Genomic DNA, 24,043 nt, shown 5'->3' with positions numbered 1-24,043 from the left:
ATGGCTTATAAAACAATAGATGAAGCTAACCAAGCAGTCATTGATAAGATGATTGCAGCAGCACCATTTTTAGTAGATGTAGTGCCAGCCAAATCTAAAATTCCTGAACTCAAAGAAAATGTATTATTACATGCTGGTCCACCAATTAAATATGAAAATATGACAGATCCTATGCAAGGATCTTGTGTCGGTGCGATCCTTTTTGAAGGATGGGCAGATAATGAACAAGATGCACGTAAATTGTTAGAAGAAGGTCAAATTACTTTCATCCCTTGTCACCATGTTAATGCAGTTGGTCCAATGGGTGGTATTACTTCAGCTAACATGCCTGTACTTGTTGTGGAAAACAGAGAGACAGGTAACGAAGCATATTGCCAAATGAACGAAGGTATCGGCGCAGTATTACGTTTCGGTGCTTATAATGATACAGTAGTTAATCGTTTACACTGGATGAAAGATGTTTTAGGACCAGTATTAAGCAAAGCATTACACAAAATGAACGATGGCTTAAATGTTAATGTATTAATCGCTAAAGCAATTGCAATGGGTGATGAATTCCACCAACGTAATATTGCAGCTTCATTAGCTTTCTTAAAAGAAGTTACGCCTATCATCTCCTCATTAGACGATGTTGAAGCAGAAAAACGTACTGAGGTGTTACAATTCTTAGCTGATACAGATCAATTCTTCTTAAACGTAGCGATGGCTACAGGTAAAGCGATGATGGATGCCGCACGTACAATAGAACACGGTACAGTTGTAACAGCTATGTGTCGTAACGGTGAAAACTTCGGTATTCGCATCGCTGGTATGGGTGATGAATGGTTTACTGCACCAGTCAATACGCCTCATGGCTTATTCTTCACAGGCTATTCTGCTGAAGATGCTAATACTGATATCGGTGACTCTGCCATCACTGAAACAATCGGTGTTGGTGGTATGGCAATGATCGCTGCGCCAGCAGTAACTAGATTCGTTGGTACTGGTGGCTTTGATGATGCATTAGATATCAGTAATGAAATGACTGAAATTTGTATCGGTGAGAATCCAAACTTTGCTATTCCTACGTGGAACTTCAAAGGTGCTTGCTTAGGCATTGATGCACGTAAAGTCGTTGAAACAGGTATTACTCCAGTTATTAATACAGGTATTGCACATAAAATTGCTGGTTATGGTCAAATTGGTGCAGGTACAGTTCACCCACCGATTGAATGTTTCGAAAAAGCAATTACTGCATATGCAGAGAAATTAGGCTTTAAAGCGTGATTTTCCACGCAACAGCTATAGGCAATATTGCCAAGGAAATATTAGCAAATCATCAAACTTTTTATGTGCATAGCATATTTAATAAAGGATTCAATATTGTTAACGATGCGCAAGAACTTATATTTATAGGTACCGATGAAAATGGCATGTTTCCATTTGGTATATTAATAGACCAACAGACGAAACGTAGTTTGTTAAATGAGATTTCCTTAAACCAACAAATCACTATAGGTCCTAACACTATTTATATGAGTAAAACATGCCAACTTGTGTGGCATGTTGCATCATTGCCATTTAAAGACTTCGCTGAAAAGGTAAATAATAATGAACTAAAGCAAAATATATCGACATATGACTTTACGATGTACGATGAAGGTGACTTTGACCGCCAAACAATGAGCCGAATTATACATGCACTTAAATATGAAGATGTTGAAACCGTAGAACAATATTACCGCTACCTAATTGGTAGAGGTCAAGGGCTTACGCCTTCTGGTGATGACATTCTAACTGGTATGTTGTTTATTCATTTTACTGATCCATATATTAGAAAACCAAATTTAGAAAAATTAAAATACCTACTTAATGAACCATTAACAACACTAGTAGGAGAAACCTTTTTAAAATGCGCACAACAAGGGTTGTTTAGTTCGAAAATATCAGAGTTACAACATGAACCGTCACTGGCAAACATTGATCGACTGCTTAAAGTAGGTTCGTCATCAGGAAGAGACACAGTATATGGCATGTTTGTAGCATTAACTTGAAGGAGTGAAACGTATGAGTAAGCGTGTTGTACTTGCTTTAGGTGGTAACGCTATTTTACAACCTAAACAAGAAGCGTCATACGACAATCAATATAAAAATGTGTTTGCTGCTACACGTAAAATGGCAGAGTTGAAAAAAATTGGACATAACGTTGTCATTACACATGGTAATGGACCACAAGTCGGAAATATTATTGCACAAAATGAAGCAGCAAAAGACGTTGTTGATCCACTTCCAATTAACGCTTGTAATGCTGAATCGCAAGGTTTCATCGGTTATATGATGGAAGAATCTTTGAAAAACCATTTGCATGCGTTAGACATCCAAAGTGATGTGGTAACATTATTAACAATGGTAGAAGTGGATAAAGATGATAAAGCATTTGATAATCCAACAAAACCGATTGGCGTATTTTTTGACGAAATTGAAGCAAAACGCCTAGAAGAAACGCATGGTTTTGTGATGGTAGAAGATGCAGGTAGAGGTTACCGTCGTGTTGTTCCTTCACCAGAACCACTCGTGATTCACGGCGTAAATCAAATCAAAGCATTGATTGACCAAGCAATCGTTATTTCGTCTGGTGGCGGTGGTATACCAGTTTACCGTGATGAAAATGGAAGTATTCAAGGTGTTGAAGCGGTTATTGATAAAGACCGCTCTGGTTTGAAACTTGCTCAACAAGTTGAAGCAGATACATTCATGATGTTAACAGACGTCTCAAATGTTTGTGTGAACTTTGGTAAACCGAACGAAGAGAAATTAGCAACGATTTCAGTTGACCAAGCAAAAGCTTATGTTGCAGAAGGACAATTCCCTGCAGGAAGTATGTTACCTAAGATTGAAGCTGCGATTCAATTTGCTGAAATGGGTAAAGAAGCGATTATCTGTTCATTAGATGATGCAGTCGAAGCATTAGAGGGTAAAGCAGGTACACGTATTTTATTAAATGTTGATCAATCATAGATGAGTTCCTTAGAATCAATTATTTGCGAATCGTTCAAATGGCTTTCATTTGTTCGATTCGTTGTATTATTATATTAAAAGACTTGGAAGAAAGGTGGTATAAGATGACTGAACCCTATCGCATACATAGAATCAAAGAAAATTGGGGCGTAATTTTGGCAATTGTGTTTATTGCTTCTACCTTACGTGCACCACTCACATCAGTAGGGCCTGTAGTTGATGAGATTAAGCATGTAATGGAAATTAATAACAGTGTTGCTGGCATCTTAACTACTATACCGCTCATTATTTTTGCGATTGTTTCTCCATTAGTATCGAGAGTAACATCACGTATAACAATGTCTCGTACAATTTTGTACTCCACAATATTACTGATTATTGGATTGTACTTGCGTGTAGCTGGAGATTTTAGTTTATTCATTATAGGTACATTAGTATTAGGGATAGCAATTGCATTTGGTAACGTTGTATTACCAAGTTATGTGAAATGGTATTTCCCGATGCAAATTGGTATAGCTACTGGTATTTATAGCGGGACTATGAACTTTACAGCAGGCTTAGGTGGTGGGTTGAGTTTCCCATTATCTCAAACGCCGCTTGGTTTTAGGTTGTCATTGTCATTTTGGATTATTCTAGGGATTATCGCAATTATTTTATGGATACCGAAAGCACGTAAAGGTGCAAAATTAGAAAAACAAACAATTGATGAAACACAAGTCAAACATCACAAGAAAGTTAATATTGTCAAATCTAAATTAGCTTGGATGGTGGCTTTGACGATGGGCTTCCAATCCATGGTGTTCTATACCGTTGTAGCATGGGTACCATCGATATTAGTGGATAGAGGTGTGGATCCATCTACAGCAGGCTATTTATTAATGCTCAATCAATTTTCTCAAGTACCTATGACATTTTCATTTCCAATAATAGCATCTAAATTGAAAGACCAACGAATATTGGTCGTTATTATCACAATCTTATTCTTGACTGGTTTTGGCTTGTTCTTTACACAGTCATTAGTATTACTTGTTATCGGTATGGTCATTGCTGGTTTAGCAATGGGCGCATGTTTTAGTTTATGTATGACATTCTTTTCCATTCGCGCACGGACAAGTGATGGTAGTATTTCGTTATCAGGGTTTGGCCAATCAGTAGGCTATTTAATCGCAGCAATTGGACCATTTTTAATTGGATACTTACATGATTACACGGGAAATTGGATATCAGGTATTATTGCATTATTGTTAATGTCATTACTATTCTTTATTTTTGGTTACCCAGCAGCTAAAAATAGAGTTGTAGAAGATGAATAGTAGAAAAGACTTAAATTTAAAAAGTAAAATTAAAAAAGGTACGACACCAACGGTTTAGGTTTGGAGTTGTACCTTTTTGATTTATCTAATTAAAAGATGTGTTAAAAAGTTTATGATATTTCATTGTTATCATAGTGATCCACAAGTGTTTTAATCGCAGTTTCTAGATCAAGGTTTTTTATGTGACCTTGGGAAATAAGGTGAGTTGCAAATGCAGCTAAAAACGTTAAGATGTTTTGTTTTTGGACAGCATAACCCATGATTCCGATTCTCCATATTTTACCTTTTAACTCTCCAAAGGAACCTGCAATTTCTATGCCATAATTTTTTAATAAACCATCTCTGAATGCTATATCATCTATACCATCAGGGATATTAACGCATATCACCATTTTCATTTCGTTTGATTCATCGCCATAAATTTCTAGCCCTAGTGCTTTCAAGGCTGATTTTAAACCTTCTTGATGGAATGTATGACGTTGAGCACGTGCTTTTAGACCTTCAGATAGTGCTAACCTTAGACCAGTATGAAGCGCATATATTGAAGTTGTTGCTTCAGTGTGATGATTTAAACGTTTTGGACTCCAATAGTCTTGTAACTGTGTTAAATCTAAATAATTGCTTCTGATAAAATGATTTTGTTCCGTTGTTTCAGTAGAACGAATACCAAGTTCTACACGTTTGCGCGCATTGATGGCATCACTAAATCTATCATTGAAAGTGATTGGGGTAATACCTGAAGGAATAGATAAACATTTTTGAGCGCCACCAATGACTGCGTCTAATTCCCATTCATCTACTGGGATAACCATCCCTTGGTATGTGGCAACAGCATCTACAACAGAATATATCCCTCTTTCTTTACATGCACGACCAAGTTGATCAATTGGTTGCAATCTACCAGTCGACGTTTCACCGTGGACAATAGCAAGTACTTTCGGTTGATATTGATCTAGGGCTTCAATGATTTCTGACTGTTCAAACACCTCTCCCATTGGCTTATAAATGCTGTGGACGATACCACCAGCACGCGTAACCAGTTCAGCGAATAAATAGCCAAAACGTCCAATGACTGGAACTAAAACATCATCACCAGGCTTAACAATACTAGATATTACAGCTTCTAAGCCAGCACGACTTGTGCCATCAATAGGAAATGACCACTGGTTTTTTGTTAAAAATGATTTGCGAATTAGCTCCATCGTTTGATTCATAATGTCTACAAATTCATAGTCAAATTGACCTAAGATAGAGTTTGACATTGCTTGTGAAACGCGGGGGTCTACGCTAACAGGGCCGGGTGTCATAATTAATCTTTTGTTGATTTTTAAATCATCCATATTTATTACCTCGTTTTCTTTAAATTCCTTCATTATATATTATACTTTATTAAAGCTGATATATATTCGTCAAAATCGATAATTATTTAACGATAATTTATCTGAATATTACAAAAATAAAGAAATTTAATAGAAATTATCTTATATACTTGCATGTAGATAAAATGAATTTCCATAACTTCATTATTTATAAATGTTTGAAAGAAGATACATAAAATTGTACACTATATAAGCATGCCAAGGGCATGCACACACTATGGGTCGCTGTGAGCATGCGCTTAGGCATGTTTCCAGACTTCCTCATAGAAGCAAGCTACTTCCTTTAAGGAAGTGGCTTGTATTTTTTTACGATAATCACTTGAACGGTCTTGGTTTTTTATTAATCATATCTCTTTGTATCGTAACGATTTTCTATTACAATGTTTATGGATGTTAAAAGTTGGAGTGACAATGGATGATAAATGTAAAAGAACCTAATCCAATATTTTTGGAAAATGAATCTTCTGAACGTGCTGTATTGTTATTACATTCGTTTACAGGGACGATCAGAGATGTGAAATTATTAGCAACAAAATTAAATAAAGCGGGTTTTACCTGTTATGTTCCTGCTTATAAAGGACATGGTTTATTACTCGAATCATTGATGGCTTATGACGCAGAGGATTGGTGGCAAGATGCGTTAGAAGGGTATCAATTTTTAGAAGATAAGGGCTATTCGAATATAAGTGTATGTGGCATATCTTTAGGTGGTATTTTGTCTTTAAAATTGGCAGAAGAAAAACAAGTTAGTTCTGTTGCAGTCATGTCGACACCATTTAGTAAAGATGATGCAGGACTTGCGAGCAGGCTGGAATTTTATGGCGGACGCATGGGTAATTTAGTAGGTTTGTCTCAAGAAACAATTCAACAACAAATTGACCAAATTGAAACCTATACCACTGGGTTTGATAAATTCAAACAACTTGTTGATAATGTGATGGCGAATTTAAACCGGATTTCTGCTCCTATCGCTATAAAATTTGGCGAACAGGATGAAAAAGCTTATGAAGTTAGTGCAAATTATATTTATGATCAAATTGCACATGAGGATAAAGAAATTCAAGGTTATGCTACCTGTAAACATTTAATGACGTATGGTGAAGGTCATTTAGAAGTAGAACAAGATATTATCGCGTTTTTTGAAGATTATACATAAGCCATGAAAATATTAAAAAGGATGGTTTCTACTAAATGGAGTAGAAGTCATCCTTTTTTGTTTCAATATATTTAAAATTAAGTTCTCCAAAATGTTGTACAATCCGCTTTGTCTTCGATATTGAATTGAATAATGGACTTCAATAATGCATAGTTAACGTCTTGAGTCCATTTAATACGAAATAAATTATTGGTTTGCGAATATCCAGCTGCTTCAATTTGTTCCGTAAATTCAGCCATTCCTTTAGCTTCGGGTGCTACTGAGAAATGCTGTTTGGACTTACTAAAGGCGATTATAAACGTACCGTGATGCGTGTACATCGGTTGATTCCATTTTACAGTTGTTTCGAGTTCAGGAAAAGTTTCAGAAATCCAATTAAAGATAGCTTCCATCGTGGCTGTTTGTTTGTCATTTTCCAGTGACTGTAAAAAGTCATTAAATTCAGTCATACAATATCTCCATCCTTAAAGTGTGAATTTTATTATATAGCGTAAGCGTATTATATCAATTACATGCAAATATATCACTTTATAGGCGAGTGAATTTAATCTAAATTTCCAATTTGAGTGTATAAACAGTTTATGATAATTTCAGAAATCCCTTTTGGCATTTTGCTATTTTACATATAAAAAATACACCCCATATTTGAAGGGATGTATTGATGAGAATAGATATGTGTTGGCATATCGTTTGATTAACAGTACGCACTAACTTAAGTCATTTCAGTTTGCGATTTAGCGTAAAAGAAATCGATAATGATACCGATTAGCAGACATACCATAAATGGTATCAACCATGCTAGTTGGATATTCGCTAATGGGAAATGCGCATATACAACATTAAGTACTTTAATTAAATTAAAATCATTTAATATTTGTAATAAAGAAATAATCAATGTTGCAATCGTTGGTATGATAAAGCTATATTTCATTTCAAATGAGATAAATATACTCAATAACGAAATAAGCACTAATACGATAGATGTTGGATAAATAAATGTAAGTAATGGTACAGCAATTTCCAAAATAAGCTCTAATCCTAATGTAGAAACAATAAAACCTAATATTGAAAAGATAAGTACAAATAATTTATAAGAAATTTTTGGTAATTTTTTCATTGCAAATGCTGAGCAAGCATTCACAAGTCCAATACATGTTGTTAAACAAGCTAATATCACAATTATCCCAAAAATTAAGTTTCCTAAAGCACCAAACACACGTAATGAGTTAAAAGTTAAAATATCTGTGCCATCTTTAAAGCCTGTCTGATCGGTTGTTGCGCCAACATAGGCTAAAGCAAAATAAATGATAAATAACAGTACAGCCGAAATAAAACCAGCTTTCACAACATTTTTAACTAATAATTTTGGATCATTAACACCATGTAATTTAAAACTTTGTACAATTACTACTGAAAAAGCGAGTGCAGCAACGAGATCCATTGTGAAATAACCTTCTAAGATACCTGACACAAGTGGAGTTTGCGCAAAGTCGCCACCAGCTTTACCAATTGAACCTTCAGGATTGATAATCACTAAAATACATAAAATAGCGATAATGCATATTAAAATAGGTGTTAGGTATTTACCTAAATTATCTATGATTCGATTTGGATAAAGTGCAATCAAGTAAACAACTAAGAAAAAGACTGCTGAAAATATAATTAAAGTTAATTGATTATGTACAGGTAAAACATTTTTTGTACCAATTTCATAAGCGACATTTGCAGCACGTGGAATCCCGTATAATGCGCCAATAGACGCGTAAATACAGATTGCAAAAATCGTACCGAATACTGGATGGACTTTGTTACCAATACTTTCAACGCCACCATTCATATAAGCTACTACGATGACTGTTAAATATGGCAATAAAATACCGGTGATTGAAAATCCTATCATTGAAACCCACATATTTTCTTGAGCTGTATATCCTAACATAGGTGGAAATATTAGATTTCCGGCTCCAAAGAAAAATGAGAATAACATAAGACCGGAAATCAGTATGAGTCTATTCATTTTAATACCTCTATTATTTTTAAAGTTATTTGTTGCAAAACATACATTAATATAACACAAAAGTTATATGAATTCAATGAAATTTCAGAAAATTAAACCATGTAAGATGTTTAATTAAATTGATTTATTAATGTCATAATAGTAAAGAAAACTGTAATATCAAGTGTTTTAAACAATTAACTATTGAGCTCAATTCAAAAAAATGTTATAGTAGTTTTCTATGTTACATGAACGCTTTAACGTAATGAAGAATAATAGGGTGTAAAGGATGTATGAACGATGCACAATGAATCACAATGGAAGTCCTCGCTCGGTTTCATATTGGCAAGTGCTGGATCCGCAATAGGACTAGGCGCAATGTGGAAATTCCCATATATGGCAGGTATATATGGTGGTGGTGCTTTCTTATTAATGTTTTTAATATTCACACTGCTTGTAGGATTGCCATTATTAATGATGGAATTTACAGTAGGTAAAATGGGCAAAACGTATACTACTAAAATATATGAAAAATTAACAAATAAAAAATGGTTAAATATTATAGGTTGGAATGGTAATTTAGCTGTATTTATCTTATTTGGATTTTATAGTGTTATCGGTGGTTGGATTATCATATATATATTCAATGTATTACTTCAAATATTCTCGCTTAATGGTGATAAATTAGGCCACATAGCATTTGAATCAATTATTAGTAATCCATGGTTGACCATTACAGGTCAAGGAATATTCATCTTGTTAACGATGTTCATCGTAATGATGGGGGTTGAAAAAGGATTAGAAAAAGCATCTAAATTTATGATGCCGTTACTATTTATCTTCCTTATTATTATTGTTTTTAAATCGTTATCTTTAGATGGATCATTTGAAGGTTTGAAATATATATTACAACCACGAATAGAAGATATTTCAATAGAGGGTATTTTATTTGCCCTAGGCCAATCATTTTTCACACTTTCATTAGGAACAACAGGTATGATTACATATGCTAGTTATGCACCTAAAGAAATGACGATTAAAACTTCGGCTGTTTCGATTGTAGCGATGAATATTCTAGTATCTGTGTTGGCAGGTTTAGCAATATTCCCTGCGATTTCAGCTTTTGGCTATAGTCCGACTGAAGGTCCAGGTTTACTATTTAAAGTGTTACCAAAAGTATTTGATCAAATGGCATATGGTCCAGGTTTCTATTTTATTTTCTTAATATTATTTTTATTTGCAGCACTTACTTCTTCAATTTCGTTACTTGAACTCAATGTGTCCAACTTTACTAAAAATGATAATTCGAAACGTAAATCTGTATCGTTTTATATAAGTATCCTTGTTTTTATCATAAGTATTCCCGCAACACTGTCTTTTGGAAGCTTAAGTCATATAAAATTTGCAGCAGGAACTATTTTTGATAATATGGATTTTTTAGTTTCTAATATTTTAATGCCGTTAGGTGCGTTAGGAACAACACTTGTTGTAGGACAATTGCTCGATAAACAAGCATTAAAAGAACATTTTGGAAAAGATAAATTAAGATTGTTTATACCTTGGTATTATCTCATCAAATTTATCTTGCCAATCGTTATTATATTAATATTTGTCGTCCAATTTTTATAGAAATTAAATAACATTAATCATTCACCCCTTATCATATCAATGTAAAAATTGGTTGTTGATAAGGGGTTTTTTAAATAATTTGTAAAGTATAAATTAAGTTATTATATTTTTATTTATATTGTTGACTATTTTTTATTTGTTTAGTAAAGTCAAATTAAATTATTTATTTAAAAAAATTGTTGTGTTGTATCAATTGTTTTAAATAGATAATTTAATTTTTATAATTATTTGAAAACGTTTTCTGAAAGGAGTGGTAGTTTATGAAAGAGATTTTTGGTAAATTTTTCGAATTAGTGCCACGTTTTATTTTAAATTTATTCATTTAGCAAAAGAAAGTTTGTTATTTATTAAATTCTATTAACCAAGAGGTGTCTAGTATGGAACAGAAAAAAAACAAATATAGTATTCGTAAATTCACTTTTGGCGCATCATCTATATTGATTGGCTCTTTACTATTTATAGGTGTAGACAGTGCGCAAGCTGCAGAAACAGAAAAACAAACAAGTGAAATGAACTATCAAGACATTGGGGAAAAAGTTGGGGAAACAAATAGTGATAACGCTACTGGGGAAAGTGGTGTACCGGTTAATAAGAATGATAAACAAACTTCAGATAATCAAAGCTTACATAATGATAGATTTACGACTGAAGCAGAAAACGAAAATAATGAAAAATTAGACGTAGAAAATAATAATAATCAAACAAAAAACGAGGGATCAGAAGAAGTAGATCCAGAATACAACGAGCAAGACAAAACAAAAGATGAAACATCAAAAGAAGTAGATCCAGAATACAACGAGCAAGACAAAGCGAAAAATGAGACATCAGAAGAAGTAGATCCAGAATACAACGAGCAAGACAAAGCGAAAAATGAGACATCAGAAGAAGTAGACCCAGAATACAATGAGCAAGACAAAACAAAGGATGAAACATCAGAAGAAGTAGATCCAGAATACAATGAACAAGATAAAGCGAAAAATGAGACATCAAAAGAAGTAGATCCAGAATACAACGAGCAAGACAAAGCGAAAAATGAGACATCAGAAGAAGTAGATCCGGAATACAATGAACAAGATAAAGCGAAAAATGAGACATCAAAAGAAGTAGATCCAGAATACAACGAGCAAGACAAAGCGAAAAATGAGACATCAGAAGAAGTAGATCCGGAATACAATGAGCAAGATAAAGCAAAAGAGATGAAAGTAAATGCAGATTCATCGCAATCAGAAGTTCAAAATGATGTTGAATTTGGACAATTGAAAAATGATGATTTAGTTAATGAAGATCGTCAAAGCAATCAAAAGAACAACGATCAAGATAAAAGTTTAGCTTTACTTAAGAAAAATGCTGTTGCTACAACAAATAATAAAGTGAATCAACAGAACGTTGAGAAAACTCAAACACAACCTACAAAAAAAGCGAAACAAAGTCAATATAAAAACCAAGATCCCATTATCTTAGTGCATGGTTTTAATGGTTTTACAGATGATATTAAACCATCTGTTTTACCTCATTATTGGGGTGGAGACAAATTAAATATTCAACAAGACTTAGAACAAAAGGGTTACAATGCATATGAAGCAAGTATTGGTGCATTAAGTAGTAATCATGATAGAGCAGTTGAATTATATTATTACATTAAAGGCGGCACAGTAGATTACGGTGCTGCACATGCTGAAAAATATGGACATGACCGTTATGGTAAGACATATGAAGGTGTATATAAAGATTGGCAACCAGGTCAAAAAGTTCATTTAGTTGGTCATAGCATGGGTGGACAAACCATTAGACAACTAGAAGAATATTTACGTAATGGTGATCCAGAAGAAATAGAATATCAAAAACAACATGGTGGCGATATATCTCCAGTATTTCAAGGTAATAACGATAATATGATTAGTTCAATTACTACCTTAGCAACACCTCATAATGGTACACATGCAGCTGATCAACTAGGTAATGAAACGCTTATCAGACAAGTTGCATTTGATTATGCGAAACTAAAAGGTAATAAAAATTCTAAAGTTAGCTTTGGCTTGGAGCAATGGGGTTTAAAACAAAAAGACGATGAAACATATAATCAATATGTTGAACGATTGAAAGATAGTAAATTATGGACGACAGATGATAATGGATTTTACGATTTAACAAGAGCAGGCGCAACTGAATTAAATAAAAAAACATCGTTAAATCCAAATATAGTTTATAAAACATATACTGGAGAATCTACAAGAGATGGTTTATTTGGTAGACAAAAATCAGATATTAACATGTATTTACCTATGGGAATAACAGGTAATGTGATTGGAAAAGCTCCGGAAAAAGAGTGGCGTGTCAATGATGGACTTGTTTCAACAATTTCAGCATTACATCCATTTAATCAAGCATATGTAGCAGCATCGAATCAGGTTCAAAAAGGTGTTTGGCAAGTAACACCAATTATGCACGATTGGGATCATGCAGATTTTGTTGGCCAAGATAGTAATGATACGAAGCGTTCACAAGCAGAGTTAAGCCAATTTTATGAAGGCATTGCCTCGGATTTAGTAAGAACTGAAAGTGCTGAAGCATAGTTAAAACGCTACGATTATATTTTATGAAGGTGAGGGAAAATGATGAGTGGAGACTTTTTTGATTTAGTAGGTTCATTATTCAATATATTGAAAACTTTATTTTCGTAAGTAATCAGAAATTGATAAACAAGACAATAACGTTTAACTATTAATATATACTGAGTATGGTTTAAGCCAATTCAGAGCGAGGATAATTAATCAAAAGTTACACTTTGATTTTATCTTCGCTCATTTTTAGTTGAGTAAAATGCAGTGTGTTCTATTTTCTTGAAAACAATATTTGTCTAACGAAGAAGGATGAAATGTGAATGATATGATTGAAAAGGCGAAGAAAGTGAAACAAGATGCTAAATTTGGATGGGAATAATATCAATGAATCGTAATGTGCAGCTATTGATTATGTTGTATGTCAAAAAGAGACTGATACATGTTGTATCAGTCTCTTTAAAGAGGTTAGAAATTATTTGCCTGTGAATAAACCAACGATTTTTTTGATGATATCAATGATAAAGTCCATGTCCTTCACCTCGCTTTAATTTGTTAACTTCACTATAAAAGAATTGTGCTAAATTTTGTTTAAAATTCCCTAAATAGTAATAAATTATTCCAAAATGGAAATTAATAAAAAAATATAACAATAGCGCATTCAAAAGTGTATGAAAAGTGGTTACATAATCATTTAAATTATAGAATTTTGCTTTCAAAGAAAAGTAACAGTTTCATTAATACAAAATTTCCGTAGAAACAAAGCAAACGTCAATTTCTATAAAATTCTATAGAAACTGACGTTTATTCATTAATTAAAGCTATTGTTGTTATAGATACACATATTTTAAAGTATTACTCCATAAAATTTGTTTGAGACTGGTAAATTTTAAAAATCTAAATAGTTGTATAAAAGTGGCAAAGTGAATGAATTCAAATAGATTTTATATTAAACAACTTAAACGAATGTTACTCATTAGTCAGTGATTGCGCCTTTTGAAGCAGATGATACGAGTTTGGCATATTTTGCTAATGTACCACGTGTTTCTTTTAATGGCGGGGCTTGCCATGCATTACGACGACGTTCTAACTCTTCATCAGAAATATCAAAACTAATTTCTAAATTTTCAGCATCAATAGTAATGATGTCGTCTTCTTGAAGTAATGCCATTGGTCCACCTGCTTGAGATTCTGGAGCGGCATGACCTACTACTAGACCATGTGAACCACCTGAAAAACGTCCATCTGTTAACAATGCAACAGATTCACCTAATCCTTTTCCTACCAAAATAGAAGAAGCTGATAGCATTTCTGGCATACCAGGCGCTCCTTTTGGTCCAGCATAGCGAATCACCACGACATCTCCAGGTTGAATATCGTCATTGAGTATTGCTTTTGTCGCTGCAGGTTCTGAATCAAAAACTTTCGCAGGTCCTTTAATATAAGTAACACTTAAGCCTGAAATTTTTGCTACTGCGCCCTCAGGTGCTAGATTACCTTTTAAAATAACAAGTGGACCTGTAGGATGTTTAGGCTGATCAAAATTAATGATTGTTTTATCATCAGAAAGACTTGGTTGTTGAGCTAAGTTTTCTGCAACGGTTTTACCAGTAACTGTTAAACAGTCACCATGGATTAATCCTTTTTCATGTAATAGTTTCATTACGCCTGGCACGCCACCGACTTCATCAAGATGTGCCATTACGTATTTGCCGCTAGGTCTTAAATCTGCAATATGCGGTACGCGTTTACGTATTTTTTCAAAATCATCAAGTGTTAAATCTACATCAATTGTATGCGCAATAGCTAGTAAATGTAAGATTGCATTTGTAGAGCCGCCTAACGCCATGACAACAGTAATCGCATTTTCAAATGCTTCTTTGGTCATGATATCTTTAGGATATATACCTTGCTCTAATAAATGATAAACAGCTTTGCCCGCTGCGCGACTATCTTTTGATTTGTTTGTTGATACAGCTGGGTGGGAAGCGCTTCCAGGCAAACTCATTCCCATAGCTTCAATAGCAGAGGACATTGTATTAGCAGTAAACATCCCACCACAAGCTCCGGCACCGGGGCAAGCAGAGCACTCTACTTTATGTAATGCTTCTTTATCTATTTCTCCATTGTTGTATTGTCCAACACCTTCAAAAGCAGATACAGCATCCAAATCTTTGCCATTCAATTTCCCAGGTAATATAGTCCCGCCATATACAAAGACAGCTGGTAAATTAAGACGAGCGATACCAATCATACAACCTGGCATGTTTTTGTCACAGCCACCGATTGCTACAACACCATCTAAATTTTCAGCACTGACTACGGACTCAATTGAATCAGCAATGATTTCACGGCTTGGTAGTGAGAAGCGCATACCGTCAGTGCCCATGGAAATACCATCTGAAACTGTAATCGTATTAAAAATCAATGGTGAACCTCCAGCTTCGCTTATACCGCGTTTAGATGCACGAGCGAGACCGTCGATGTGCATATTACATGGTGTAACTTCACTCCATGTACTAGCAACGCCAATCATAGGTTTTTCAAAATCTTCGTCTTCAAAACCAAGTGCACGTAAATAAGATCGGTTAGGTGTACGGCTTACACCTTCACTAATCACTTTGCTGCGGATTCGTAAATCGTTTGGTTTTTGATTTTGCGACTGTTCCTTGCTCAAATAATCCCCTCCAAAATAAAAAATCACATTATATTAAGAATAATCTGAAAATTTTAAAATAATAAGTACCTGATGTCATGACACCTAAGTGTTCGTACATTTCACTGAATCGTAAAGTGACTTCGATACTTTTGAAATATAGTAAATTAGCTATACAAATGTATAGGTATACACAATATCTATTTATTTAATTGATGTCAATATCAAAAGATTGTCTATAATCATTATTACCCTTTATCATATAAATTAACAGAACATGTTTAAGAAATTCTTGCATAACTTAAAATAGTTATATTTTTATTGTTTAAAGTGAATGAACGAGGTTGATCAGTTATAAGTTGTCACTGACAATTGCGCTAATGCATCGTGATGCGTATAGGACTTATTTTACAGCTATAGAGAAATGGAGGAGTTATATGACTGATTTTGAAATATTAGAAAATTATTTAGCGATAGATACACATACATATCATGACAATCATTTAGAAACATTGAACTATTATATTGAAAAGTATGTATTGAACGTTCCATTTGAAAATATTAATGTGCAGAATGGACAACCTATTGCTTTAGATAATCCATCAATGATAGATAAAATTGTAAACGAACATAGAGGGGGCTATTGTTATGAACAAAACAGATTGTTTTGCGCATATTTAACAAGTAAAGGGTATAACGTGTATATGGTATCTGCGACAATTTATAATGGCTCAGGTTGGGCCATGGAAGGGTCGCATATGGCATTAATCGTTACATTAAATCAGAAAAAATACTTAGTTGATGTCGGTTATGCGGATATACCTAAAGCAGCCATGCCAATCACACATGATGAGGAAATTGTTTATGATGTAAACGGTGAGTTTAAAGTAAGTAAAATAAGTGACAATACATTTGAAATGAAGAAGAAAGTTGATCATAAATGGCAGACGCAATATCAATATAGGGATGAACCTAAGGTGTTGTCAGATTTTGAACAAGGCATAGCGTTTAATCAAAATAATGAAGCATCCATTTTTGTTCAACAACTTTTAATTAGTAAAGCAACGACTTTCGGTAGAGTAACGATGTCGAACAATCATTTAACAATTACTGATCATGGTCAAAAAGAAAAGAAAAATATAACATCTGAAAACTATAAATATTTTTTGCATCGCTATTTTGGTATTAAAGATATAAATATAAAAACTTTTGACTGAAATATACAGTATTCAACGTTATGTTTCATTGAAATAACAAAAGGTTTACTTTGTAATAATAATGTCATATAAATTATATACAAAAGTATTAAATTAAATTGTATAATAGTAAACGTGATGGAAACGAAATGTATCGGATTTATATTGGGAGGTTTACATAAGTGCATAAAAAAATAATAGCAACTGTAATTGGGACAAGTGCGCTAGCAGCTATTAATTCTGCAAATGCAGATGCAGCTACAACTTACAAAGTCAAAAGTGGCGATTCTCTTTGGTCAATAGCGAATAAATATAATATTTCAATAGCAAAATTGAAATCATTAAACAATTTAACATCGAATGTGATTTTTCCAAATCAAACATTGAAAGTATCAGGGACTACAAGTTCAAGAACTTCAACAAGCAGCTCAAGTGCGACAACGTATACAGTGAAATCGGGTGATTCATTGTCATCAATTGCAGCTAAGCATGGGACGACATACCAAAAAATTATGAGTTTAAATGGACTCTCTAATTTTACAATTTATCCAGGACAGAAATTAAAAGTATCTGGCTCAACTTCAACAGGTGGTTCAACTACATCTGGTAAAACGACAACATATACAGTGAAATCAGGCGATTCATTATCTGCGATTGCTGCTAAATATGGGACGACATATCAAAAAATCATGAGCTTGAATGGTCTTAAAAATTTCAATATTTATCCAGGACAAAAATTAAAAGTATCTGGTTCAGCATCATCAGGTGGCTCAACAGGTTCAACAGGTTCAACTGGTTATAAAACGCCAGTATTTAACCATTCAAATTTGTATGACTGGGGTCAGTGTACATGGCATGTCTTTAATAAGCGTGCTCAAATTGGGAAAGGTATTAGTACTTATTGGTGGAATGCTAATAATTGGGACAATGCCGCACCAGGAGATGGATACACAGTAGATCATAGAGCTACTGTAGGGTCAATCTTACAAAGTGATCTTGGATATTATGGACACGTAGCATTTGTGGAGTCTGTCAATTCAAATGGTAGCATTACTGTTTCTGAAATGAACTACAGTGCTTCGCCTGGAATCGCGACATATAGAACGATTCCAGCATCGCAAGTGAGTTCATATAAATATATCCATTAAGCGTGCCTAAGGCAAAAATATCTTTGACTAACGCATAAACGTCAATTTCTATTAAATCATATAGAAATTGACGTTTATTTTGCTTTTATGAAATTTTATAGCTCGTTGCTAGACGTTTCATGTTTATGGTTCCTGACGTAATGATTTTATACGCTTGGCAGTTGAGAATAACGTACTTGCCAAAGTGAATGTTGAAAATATTTTAGCAAACTTTTTTGGTGATTTTAAGGCAGTATAGAAATCTAAGACTGCACCTACACTTGTAATAGCCATACTTGTGTAAAGTAATTTTTTATTTTTTGATTGATATGCATACCAATTAAAACCTTCTATGGCAATGCCTATGAAGTTAATTGTATTTGAAATGCGATTAATTTTTGTTTTTTTAGCCATGAATGAAATCCTCCATTTTATAAAATCCGCTTTATTATTATAACATTAATTAGATTAAACTCTATTGTGAGAGAGAAAAAAACAAAATGTGTTCAAGGGATGGATTATGATAACATAAGCGTTGAAAGTATAAAAATAGTTTGCTTTGGGGAGTGGAGATGATAGTTATGATTAGATGTGTATGCTTGGTAGTTGAATTAGACGACAAATTATTATTGGTGCAGGCTAGAAACAGAAAAAAATACTATTTTCCTGGTGGAAAAATAGATCAAGGAGAGTCTCTAAAACAAGCTTTGCGAAGAGAATTACAAGAAGAATTACAGTTGGATATTTCGGAACAAACTTTTAAATATTTAGGTACTGTTGTTGGAGATGCTTATCCTCAAAAAAATACTAAGACGGAGTTGAATTGTTTTTCAACATCTTTAGATATTGATTGGTCATCGGTTAAACCAGCACAAGAAATTACTGATATAAAATGGATCACAAAAAATGAAACGGAAAAAATTGCGCCCGCTGTGCTTACATGGATTAAATATGCTAAACAACAAAGTGAGTCATCTAAACCAGTGAAATTAAGCCCGTATCACGCATCGTTATATGCTGATTTAGTGAATTTTACGCTGTCGACAGAAGACCGGAAATTCACCAAAACCCCTTTAGAAAATATTGATTTGGCCAATCGAGATCAAGAACGTCACCCTACATTAGTGTATGATGGCAAGGGGGAGTGTGTTGGCTTTTTTACGTTACATGAAGGTGAAGGAGTCAAACCTTATTCTGCAAATGCAAACGCAATATTTTTCAGATCCTTTAGTGTAGATAGTCACTATAGAGGCTTCGGTTATGGTAAAAAAGTGATGTGTATTTTACCTCAATATGTCAAACAGTATTATCCCACAATCAATGAAATTTATTTAGCGGTAAATACAGACAACCATTTGGCAATGAAACTTTATAGTCAAAGTGATTATGAAATTGTAGGCGAAACGTTATTAGAAAATAAACCTGTATACATAATGAAGCAAAGTTGTTGAAATCAATGATTGCGTCGTTAAAGCTAACAAAGTTTGTTAGCTTTAATGGCGCTTTTTTTGCGTGAAGTGAACTTGATGAAAGTGGTTGTGCAATAGAAGTATCAGCTGAAAATACATATAAGCATAAATAAAATAAATATAATGAAAGTCTATGATTTTAAAAGAAAATCAAAAATATATTAGAATTATTTAAATTCAAATGAATCAATTATGTTTGTTTAAATATGAAAATCTGTTATGGTTGGATATTAAATGTTAAATATATAAATAATAAAAAAATTAAGGATATGATTATTTTGAATGTATAAGTTATTAAACTGAGTTGTTGATGCATTGATTGGATTGAATAGGCAATGAGGATAGAAAATTTTTATTTGAACCATTGATGTGCAGTTTGGTTTATGAAAATAATTTTTGAATCGTTAAGAATGGCTTTTGCAGGTACTTCGCATATGAGATTGTACGTAGAGCTTAATAGATATTATGGTTGAAAGTATTTTATTAATGTTATCTGCTGTAATGAGTTTGGATGATACTTTGTAAAAGTTTAATTTTTGAAACTTTAGCATGCCATAAATAGTAGAATTATTTCATTTTTAATAATCATTAATCTTAAGTTGAAAAATAAATATCAGCTTTGGCACTTCACATTTGATGTGGGGTGTTTTTCTATGTGTGTCGGAAGCAACAATTGCGATAGCTAAATATTATGATGAATAACAATTTAATAGGAGGTTATTCCATGCTTACAAAGCGTAACAGTATGAGTCCGTTTAATATTATTTGTAAAAGTTTTTATGAGGAAATAAAACCTTTTACATATCAAAGATTAGTAGATTTTGGGGAATGTTATTATTATTTGAGAGGTACATCATTAGACTATGTTTCAACAAGTGTTATTACTAGATATGAAAATGAAGATCACCATACATTTAAATCTAGATTTGATCATTTTGGTGAAACTGAAAAGGTGTGTATTGAAAGATTAGAAGTTGCACCTCCTTTCGAAAATAAAGGTATTATGACGATTATGTTTTGTGACATAATGTTAGCGCTATTAACGAGAAGTTTAGCGAATGAAAACCATATAGAGATTAAATTTATAAATACCTCAGATTTAATTAAAGATGGGGAAATCGTAAATGTGTATCATAGTGTGATGCCTAAATACAAATTATCCTTAGCACAACCTAGTAGTTCGAGAATCGTGTTGGAGGGTAGGCGCACGAAAGCTAATATTGATTTTTATCAAGATGTTTACTATATATTTCCACTAGAAACGCGAGCAGAGGATATCGCATATTATACAAAGTTACGAGAACGTAAAATGCAATTATTAAATGAAAAACTGAAAGAACTTTAAATGATTTAGCTTAGTTGAAAAACGTTTGGAAATTTTGAACACTCTCTTAAAATAGCGAATCATATTTCTGTTATTGTGAGATGTTAAAAATTTTGATTAAAAATTAGGTATGTATGCATCATATAATCATACAGATTCACAAAGAGAGTAGGACAGAAATCTAATTTTATTAACAAGATTTCGTCGTCCCGTCCTGACAAAGATTGTAAAAATGTAAAATGGTTACCTGAGCAGTAGCTCATGCATAAGTCCCACTATCTCAATAAATTGAGATGTGGGACTTTGATTTTTTAATGTGAAGATTGATGCGTGTGTTTTGAGTGACGCTCTTTTTGATGTTTAATTAATAGTGCTGTTATCCATGCAGTAATCGGGATGCTAATGGCAACAGCGATGCCTCCTAGCAGGATAGATATAAATTCTTGTGCAAAGATTTTAGAATTGATGATATGTCCAAAAGAATAATTCAACCTAAAAAACCAAAAGAATAATGTCAATTGTCCTCCGAAATAGGCTAGATAAATTGTGTTTGCCGAAGTAGCTAAAATTTCACGTCCTACACGCATGCCAGATTGAAATAATGCTTTGCTTGTTAAGTTCGAATTGGTTTCGTATAACTCATACATTGGTGAACTGATTGTGATTGCTAAATCAATAACCGCAGCTATGACTGCAAGTACTACTGTAAACACCATGAATTTCACCATATCAATGCCGATATTCATAGAAAAAATATACGTTTCATCTTGTTGTTCGGTTGTGAAACCTTGTAAATGTCCGATGGATACTGATAAATAAATACCAATAATCAAGCACAAAGTAGTAATGACCGTTGCACAGAATGCTGCTTTTGTTTTTGTATTGTAACTATTTAAAACAAATAAATTACATGCTGCAATAACGATACAAAATATAAGTGTTACGAGATAAATAGGTGCGCCGAGCATAATTATAATGACAGTGATTAATAATATGACAAAATTCAAAAACAGTGTTAAATATGAGATGATACCTTTTTTTCCTCCAAAAATGGCCATTAATAGGAAAAGTAGAAGACCTAAGATTGTTATGACGCTCACTGATTAACACCTCGCATTTTAAACCATAATTGCATTAATAAAATAGTGATTGGAATCGTTAAAACAATACCAATACCACCAGTAATTGCCCGGGAAATTTCTAATGACCAATTCATGGAAATGGTATAGGTTACTGTATTTGCATTTTTAAGGTAAATAAGAAACATCGGAAGACTACCAGATAAATATGAAAATAATAAGATGTTCGTCATTGTCCCCATAATATCTTGACCAATATGACGCCCTGCGAGCGCCCATCGAGTCATACTTATATTAGGTGTTCTGCGCAATATTTCTGCCATACCACTTGCTATTGTGATAGCTACATCCATGACAGCACCAAGTGTTCCAATCATAACAGAAGCAAGGAAAACATCCTTAGGAGGCAAAGTTAAGAAACTCATTGTTTCAAATTTTAAGCCCGCACCGTCTGTTAACGTAATCACTAATTGGGTGGCGCCAACACAAATAAAAGTGCCTAATAGTGTGCTTGCTATCGTAATTGACGTTCGCCATCGCCAACCGGTAACTAAGAGCAAAGTAAATACCGTAGTAAAAATGACGCCGATACTCATAAGTGCAAATAAATTTAAATCAGGAAATTTATTATGTAAATAGATAGCTAAAAGCACAACGATTGTATTGAAAACTAAAGAAAGAATCGATTGTAAACCGATTTTACGTCCTACTAGTAAAACAGTTAATAAAAATATTCCAGTTATCATAACGACGAGGCTATCTCGCTTCTTTTCTATGATATAAGCATCATCTAGATGTTTGCCGATGTGTAACAAAACTTTGTTATGTTTTGAGAATGCTTCACTATCAGCTTGTGATGCTATGTAATGATGAGGAATCTTCGTCGTTTGTCCCTCGAATTTTCCGTTCAAAATTTTAAGTGTTAGGGTTTGATTGTATTTAGTATCTTTATTATGGTTATCATCTGTAATGTGTGATGTAGATTTATTTTCGATCTTTGTAATTTGGCCGATTGGTGTATCGTAAAATCTGGCATTGAAAAATGTGAAAATAAATACAGCCACAAATAAGATGATAAATATCAAGATGACCCAATCAAAAGGGCGTTTAAATAACGTTTTAAAAGGCATTGTTTTGTTTCAGTCCTCCCTATATAGACAATGCGATTATACGCTCCTAGCGATTTGAATTCAAAAGTTTTATGCATGTGATTAATGATAAGTCGTGCTTCTACTTAATAATTTATCGATAATTTCTAATAAAAATTGTAAATCATGTTTTCGATTGTCTAGCCGAACAACTTGGCAAATGGTTCTTTTCAATGCTGTATGTTCTAATGATACTTCTCGCCATTTTTGCGGATTTTTTGAAAGCAAATGATAAGAAGGTGTGACGATGTAGCCACGCCCTTTGCTTAAGATATATTCAGCCAGTTGAGGATGTGTAATCGTTTGTATAGGTGTTTTGGTTGTTTTTACTAATGTTTGTCTAATCTTGGTTGGTAATGGATATAATTCGTAAATAGATTTATTCGAAAATTGTACTAAAGGTGGATTCGTAGCCATTGTGATCGGATCATCTTTAGGTGCATAGACATGGAATGTTTCTTCAAATAAAGGGCTTACCTTTAAAGAACGGTGCTGTTTGAGTTCATCTGACATAGCAGTGAAAGCAATATCAATTTTATCTGTGAGCAAAGCTGAAAAAATCTCTTCTTCTTCCATTAAAATGGGTTGAATGATGGATGTGCTTTCGTTTTCAAAGGATTGCATTAATAATGTAAGTGCCTGTGTTATATAACTTTCAACATAACCAACACGTATAATATAATGCTCTGTTTCAGATTGGTTATGAAATAAACGTACTGTGTTATCAAGCTGTTCGATAATCTTTGTTGCTTCAGAAAATAATTGTTGCCCTTCTTCAGTAATGTGTATGTTGCGCCCTTCTCTGTTAAACAACGTCACTTGTAATTCCTTTTCCAATAGTGTGATTTGCCTACTTATAGCAGATTGAGCAATGTTAAGTTCTAGAGCAGCGTCTGATAAATGTTCTCTTTTTGCAACTTCTATAAAATATTTCAATTGTTTAATTTCCATATGATCATTCCCAACATATTAATATTATTCGAATTATTAGAATAATATCATCTATTTTATATATT

19 protein-coding genes are annotated in these 24,043 nt (G+C 33.4%); 11 read left to right on the top strand and 8 right to left on the bottom strand.

Annotation, left to right across the window (positions count from 1 at the left end; all coding sequences use genetic code 11):
- From KA926_RS07830 to KA926_RS07815, 4 genes are all read left to right on the top strand, one after another.
- The gene (locus KA926_RS07830; RefSeq protein WP_107385675.1) at positions 1-1,266 is read left to right on the top strand and encodes a YlbE family protein; all 1,266 of its coding nucleotides are present in this window, start codon (positions 1-3) and stop codon (positions 1,264-1,266) included.
- Complete coding sequence (locus KA926_RS14120; RefSeq protein WP_107383759.1) at positions 1,263-2,033, top strand: oxamate carbamoyltransferase subunit AllH family protein; 771 nt, start codon at positions 1,263-1,265, stop codon at positions 2,031-2,033. Before KA926_RS07830 ends, KA926_RS14120 begins: the two co-directional genes overlap by 4 nt.
- Positions 2,034-2,046: 13 nt before the next feature.
- Positions 2,047-2,997, top strand: coding sequence for a carbamate kinase (arcC, locus tag KA926_RS07820; protein ID WP_107385676.1), 951 nt, complete (start codon positions 2,047-2,049; stop codon positions 2,995-2,997).
- A gap of 104 nt (positions 2,998-3,101) precedes the next feature.
- Positions 3,102-4,310: a CynX/NimT family MFS transporter gene (locus KA926_RS07815; RefSeq protein WP_107385677.1), complete on the top strand. Its 1,209-nt coding sequence runs from the start codon at positions 3,102-3,104 to the stop codon at positions 4,308-4,310.
- 110 nt (positions 4,311-4,420) lie between these two features.
- On the opposite strand, the gene KA926_RS07810 is transcribed toward KA926_RS07815, so the two are convergent.
- Complete coding sequence (locus KA926_RS07810) at positions 4,421-5,650, bottom strand: pyridoxal-phosphate-dependent aminotransferase family protein (protein WP_107383756.1); 1,230 nt, start codon at positions 5,648-5,650, stop codon at positions 4,421-4,423.
- A 454-nt stretch (positions 5,651-6,104) separates the two neighbouring features.
- On the opposite strand from KA926_RS07810, the gene KA926_RS07805 reads away from it, so the two are divergent.
- On the top strand, positions 6,105-6,845 hold the full coding sequence (locus KA926_RS07805) for an alpha/beta hydrolase (RefSeq protein WP_107383755.1): 741 nt from the start codon (positions 6,105-6,107) through the stop codon (positions 6,843-6,845).
- A gap of 77 nt (positions 6,846-6,922) precedes the next feature.
- Here the strand turns inward: KA926_RS07805 and KA926_RS07800 are convergent, their stop codons facing one another.
- Both KA926_RS07800 and brnQ read right to left on the bottom strand, forming a co-directional pair.
- Positions 6,923-7,294 carry an iron chaperone gene (locus KA926_RS07800; protein ID WP_107385678.1) on the bottom strand — a complete coding sequence of 124 codons (372 nt, stop codon included), beginning with the start codon at positions 7,292-7,294 and terminating at the stop codon, positions 6,923-6,925.
- A gap of 263 nt (positions 7,295-7,557) precedes the next feature.
- The gene (brnQ, locus tag KA926_RS07795; protein WP_107385679.1) at positions 7,558-8,862 is read right to left on the bottom strand and encodes a branched-chain amino acid transport system II carrier protein; all 1,305 of its coding nucleotides are present in this window, start codon (positions 8,860-8,862) and stop codon (positions 7,558-7,560) included.
- 279 nt (positions 8,863-9,141) lie between these two features.
- Here brnQ and KA926_RS07790 point away from each other — a divergent pair, with 279 nt between their 5' ends.
- A complete protein-coding gene (locus KA926_RS07790; protein ID WP_107383752.1) occupies positions 9,142-10,470 on the top strand; it encodes a sodium-dependent transporter in 1,329 nt (442 codons plus the stop codon).
- Between the two features lie 377 nt (positions 10,471-10,847).
- Entirely contained in the window at positions 10,848-13,043 is a 2,196-nt protein-coding gene (gene lip / locus KA926_RS07785; protein WP_192945672.1) for a YSIRK-targeted triacylglycerol lipase, read from the top strand.
- 961 nt (positions 13,044-14,004) lie between these two features.
- Here the strand turns inward: lip and ilvD are convergent.
- On the bottom strand, positions 14,005-15,705 hold the full coding sequence (gene ilvD / locus KA926_RS07780) for a dihydroxy-acid dehydratase (protein WP_107385681.1): 1,701 nt from the start codon (positions 15,703-15,705) through the stop codon (positions 14,005-14,007).
- 416 nt (positions 15,706-16,121) lie between these two features.
- Here ilvD and KA926_RS07775 point away from each other — a divergent pair, with 416 nt between their 5' ends.
- The gene (locus tag KA926_RS07775) at positions 16,122-16,901 is read left to right on the top strand and encodes an arylamine N-acetyltransferase family protein (protein ID WP_107383749.1); all 780 of its coding nucleotides are present in this window, start codon (positions 16,122-16,124) and stop codon (positions 16,899-16,901) included.
- 161 nt (positions 16,902-17,062) lie between these two features.
- Positions 17,063-18,028 (top strand): LysM peptidoglycan-binding domain-containing protein, encoded by a 966-nt coding sequence (locus KA926_RS07770; protein WP_107385682.1) that lies wholly within the window; start codon positions 17,063-17,065, stop codon positions 18,026-18,028.
- Between the two features lie 123 nt (positions 18,029-18,151).
- Here the strand turns inward: KA926_RS07770 and KA926_RS07765 are convergent, their stop codons facing one another.
- Positions 18,152-18,421, bottom strand: a complete 270-nt coding sequence (locus KA926_RS07765) for a hypothetical protein (protein ID WP_107385683.1) — start codon at positions 18,419-18,421, stop codon at positions 18,152-18,154.
- 167 nt (positions 18,422-18,588) lie between these two features.
- Between KA926_RS07765 and KA926_RS07760 the strand changes: the two genes are divergently transcribed.
- Together KA926_RS07760 and KA926_RS07755 are read left to right on the top strand one after the other, a co-directional pair.
- Entirely contained in the window at positions 18,589-19,458 is an 870-nt protein-coding gene (locus KA926_RS07760) for a GNAT family N-acetyltransferase (RefSeq protein WP_107385684.1), read from the top strand.
- A 742-nt stretch (positions 19,459-20,200) separates the two neighbouring features.
- Complete coding sequence (locus KA926_RS07755) at positions 20,201-20,821, top strand: hypothetical protein (RefSeq protein WP_107504961.1); 621 nt, start codon at positions 20,201-20,203, stop codon at positions 20,819-20,821.
- A 290-nt stretch (positions 20,822-21,111) separates the two neighbouring features.
- Here the strand turns inward: KA926_RS07755 and KA926_RS07750 are convergent, their stop codons facing one another.
- The 3 genes from KA926_RS07750 to gltC form a co-directional block, all read right to left on the bottom strand.
- On the bottom strand, positions 21,112-21,858 hold the full coding sequence (locus tag KA926_RS07750) for a YibE/F family protein (protein WP_154409622.1): 747 nt from the start codon (positions 21,856-21,858) through the stop codon (positions 21,112-21,114).
- Between the two features lie 38 nt (positions 21,859-21,896).
- Positions 21,897-23,009 (bottom strand): YibE/F family protein, encoded by a 1,113-nt coding sequence (locus KA926_RS07745; RefSeq protein ID WP_107383744.1) that lies wholly within the window; start codon positions 23,007-23,009, stop codon positions 21,897-21,899.
- Between the two features lie 81 nt (positions 23,010-23,090).
- Positions 23,091-23,978, bottom strand: a complete 888-nt coding sequence (gene gltC / locus KA926_RS07740; protein WP_210144103.1) for a glutamate biosynthesis transcriptional regulator GltC — start codon at positions 23,976-23,978, stop codon at positions 23,091-23,093.
- Between the last annotated feature and the right edge of the window lie 65 nt (positions 23,979-24,043).

Origin of the sequence: Staphylococcus sp. GDY8P94P, assembly GCF_017892255.1 — a bacterium.
GTDB classification, from domain to species: Bacteria; Bacillota; Bacilli; order Staphylococcales; family Staphylococcaceae; genus Staphylococcus; species Staphylococcus cohnii.
This window is presented reverse-complemented; position numbering and strand designations above follow the sequence as displayed.

What these genes read in the sequence shown, in the direction of transcription:
- KA926_RS07830 (WP_107385675.1), top strand. Translation starts at nt 1, where the DNA reads ATGGCTTATAAAACAATAGATGAAGCTAACCAAGCAGTCATTGATAAG.
- arcC (WP_107385676.1), top strand. Translation starts at nt 2,047, where the DNA reads ATGAGTAAGCGTGTTGTACTTGCTTTAGGTGGTAACGCTATTTTACAA.
- KA926_RS07815 (WP_107385677.1), top strand. Translation starts at nt 3,102, where the DNA reads ATGACTGAACCCTATCGCATACATAGAATCAAAGAAAATTGGGGCGTA.
- KA926_RS07810 (WP_107383756.1), bottom strand. Translation starts at nt 5,650, where the DNA reads ATGGATGATTTAAAAATCAACAAAAGATTAATTATGACACCCGGCCCT.
- KA926_RS07805 (WP_107383755.1), top strand. Translation starts at nt 6,105, where the DNA reads ATGATAAATGTAAAAGAACCTAATCCAATATTTTTGGAAAATGAATCT.
- KA926_RS07800 (WP_107385678.1), bottom strand. Translation starts at nt 7,294, where the DNA reads ATGACTGAATTTAATGACTTTTTACAGTCACTGGAAAATGACAAACAA.
- brnQ (WP_107385679.1), bottom strand. Translation starts at nt 8,862, where the DNA reads ATGAATAGACTCATACTGATTTCCGGTCTTATGTTATTCTCATTTTTC.
- KA926_RS07790 (WP_107383752.1), top strand. Translation starts at nt 9,142, where the DNA reads ATGCACAATGAATCACAATGGAAGTCCTCGCTCGGTTTCATATTGGCA.
- lip (WP_192945672.1), top strand. Translation starts at nt 10,848, where the DNA reads ATGGAACAGAAAAAAAACAAATATAGTATTCGTAAATTCACTTTTGGC.
- KA926_RS07775 (WP_107383749.1), top strand. Translation starts at nt 16,122, where the DNA reads ATGACTGATTTTGAAATATTAGAAAATTATTTAGCGATAGATACACAT.
- KA926_RS07765 (WP_107385683.1), bottom strand. Translation starts at nt 18,421, where the DNA reads ATGGCTAAAAAAACAAAAATTAATCGCATTTCAAATACAATTAACTTC.
- KA926_RS07760 (WP_107385684.1), top strand. Translation starts at nt 18,589, where the DNA reads ATGATTAGATGTGTATGCTTGGTAGTTGAATTAGACGACAAATTATTA.
- KA926_RS07755 (WP_107504961.1), top strand. Translation starts at nt 20,201, where the DNA reads ATGCTTACAAAGCGTAACAGTATGAGTCCGTTTAATATTATTTGTAAA.
- KA926_RS07750 (WP_154409622.1), bottom strand. Translation starts at nt 21,858, where the DNA reads ATGGCCATTTTTGGAGGAAAAAAAGGTATCATCTCATATTTAACACTG.
- KA926_RS07745 (WP_107383744.1), bottom strand. Translation starts at nt 23,009, where the DNA reads ATGCCTTTTAAAACGTTATTTAAACGCCCTTTTGATTGGGTCATCTTG.
- gltC (WP_210144103.1), bottom strand. Translation starts at nt 23,978, where the DNA reads ATGGAAATTAAACAATTGAAATATTTTATAGAAGTTGCAAAAAGAGAA.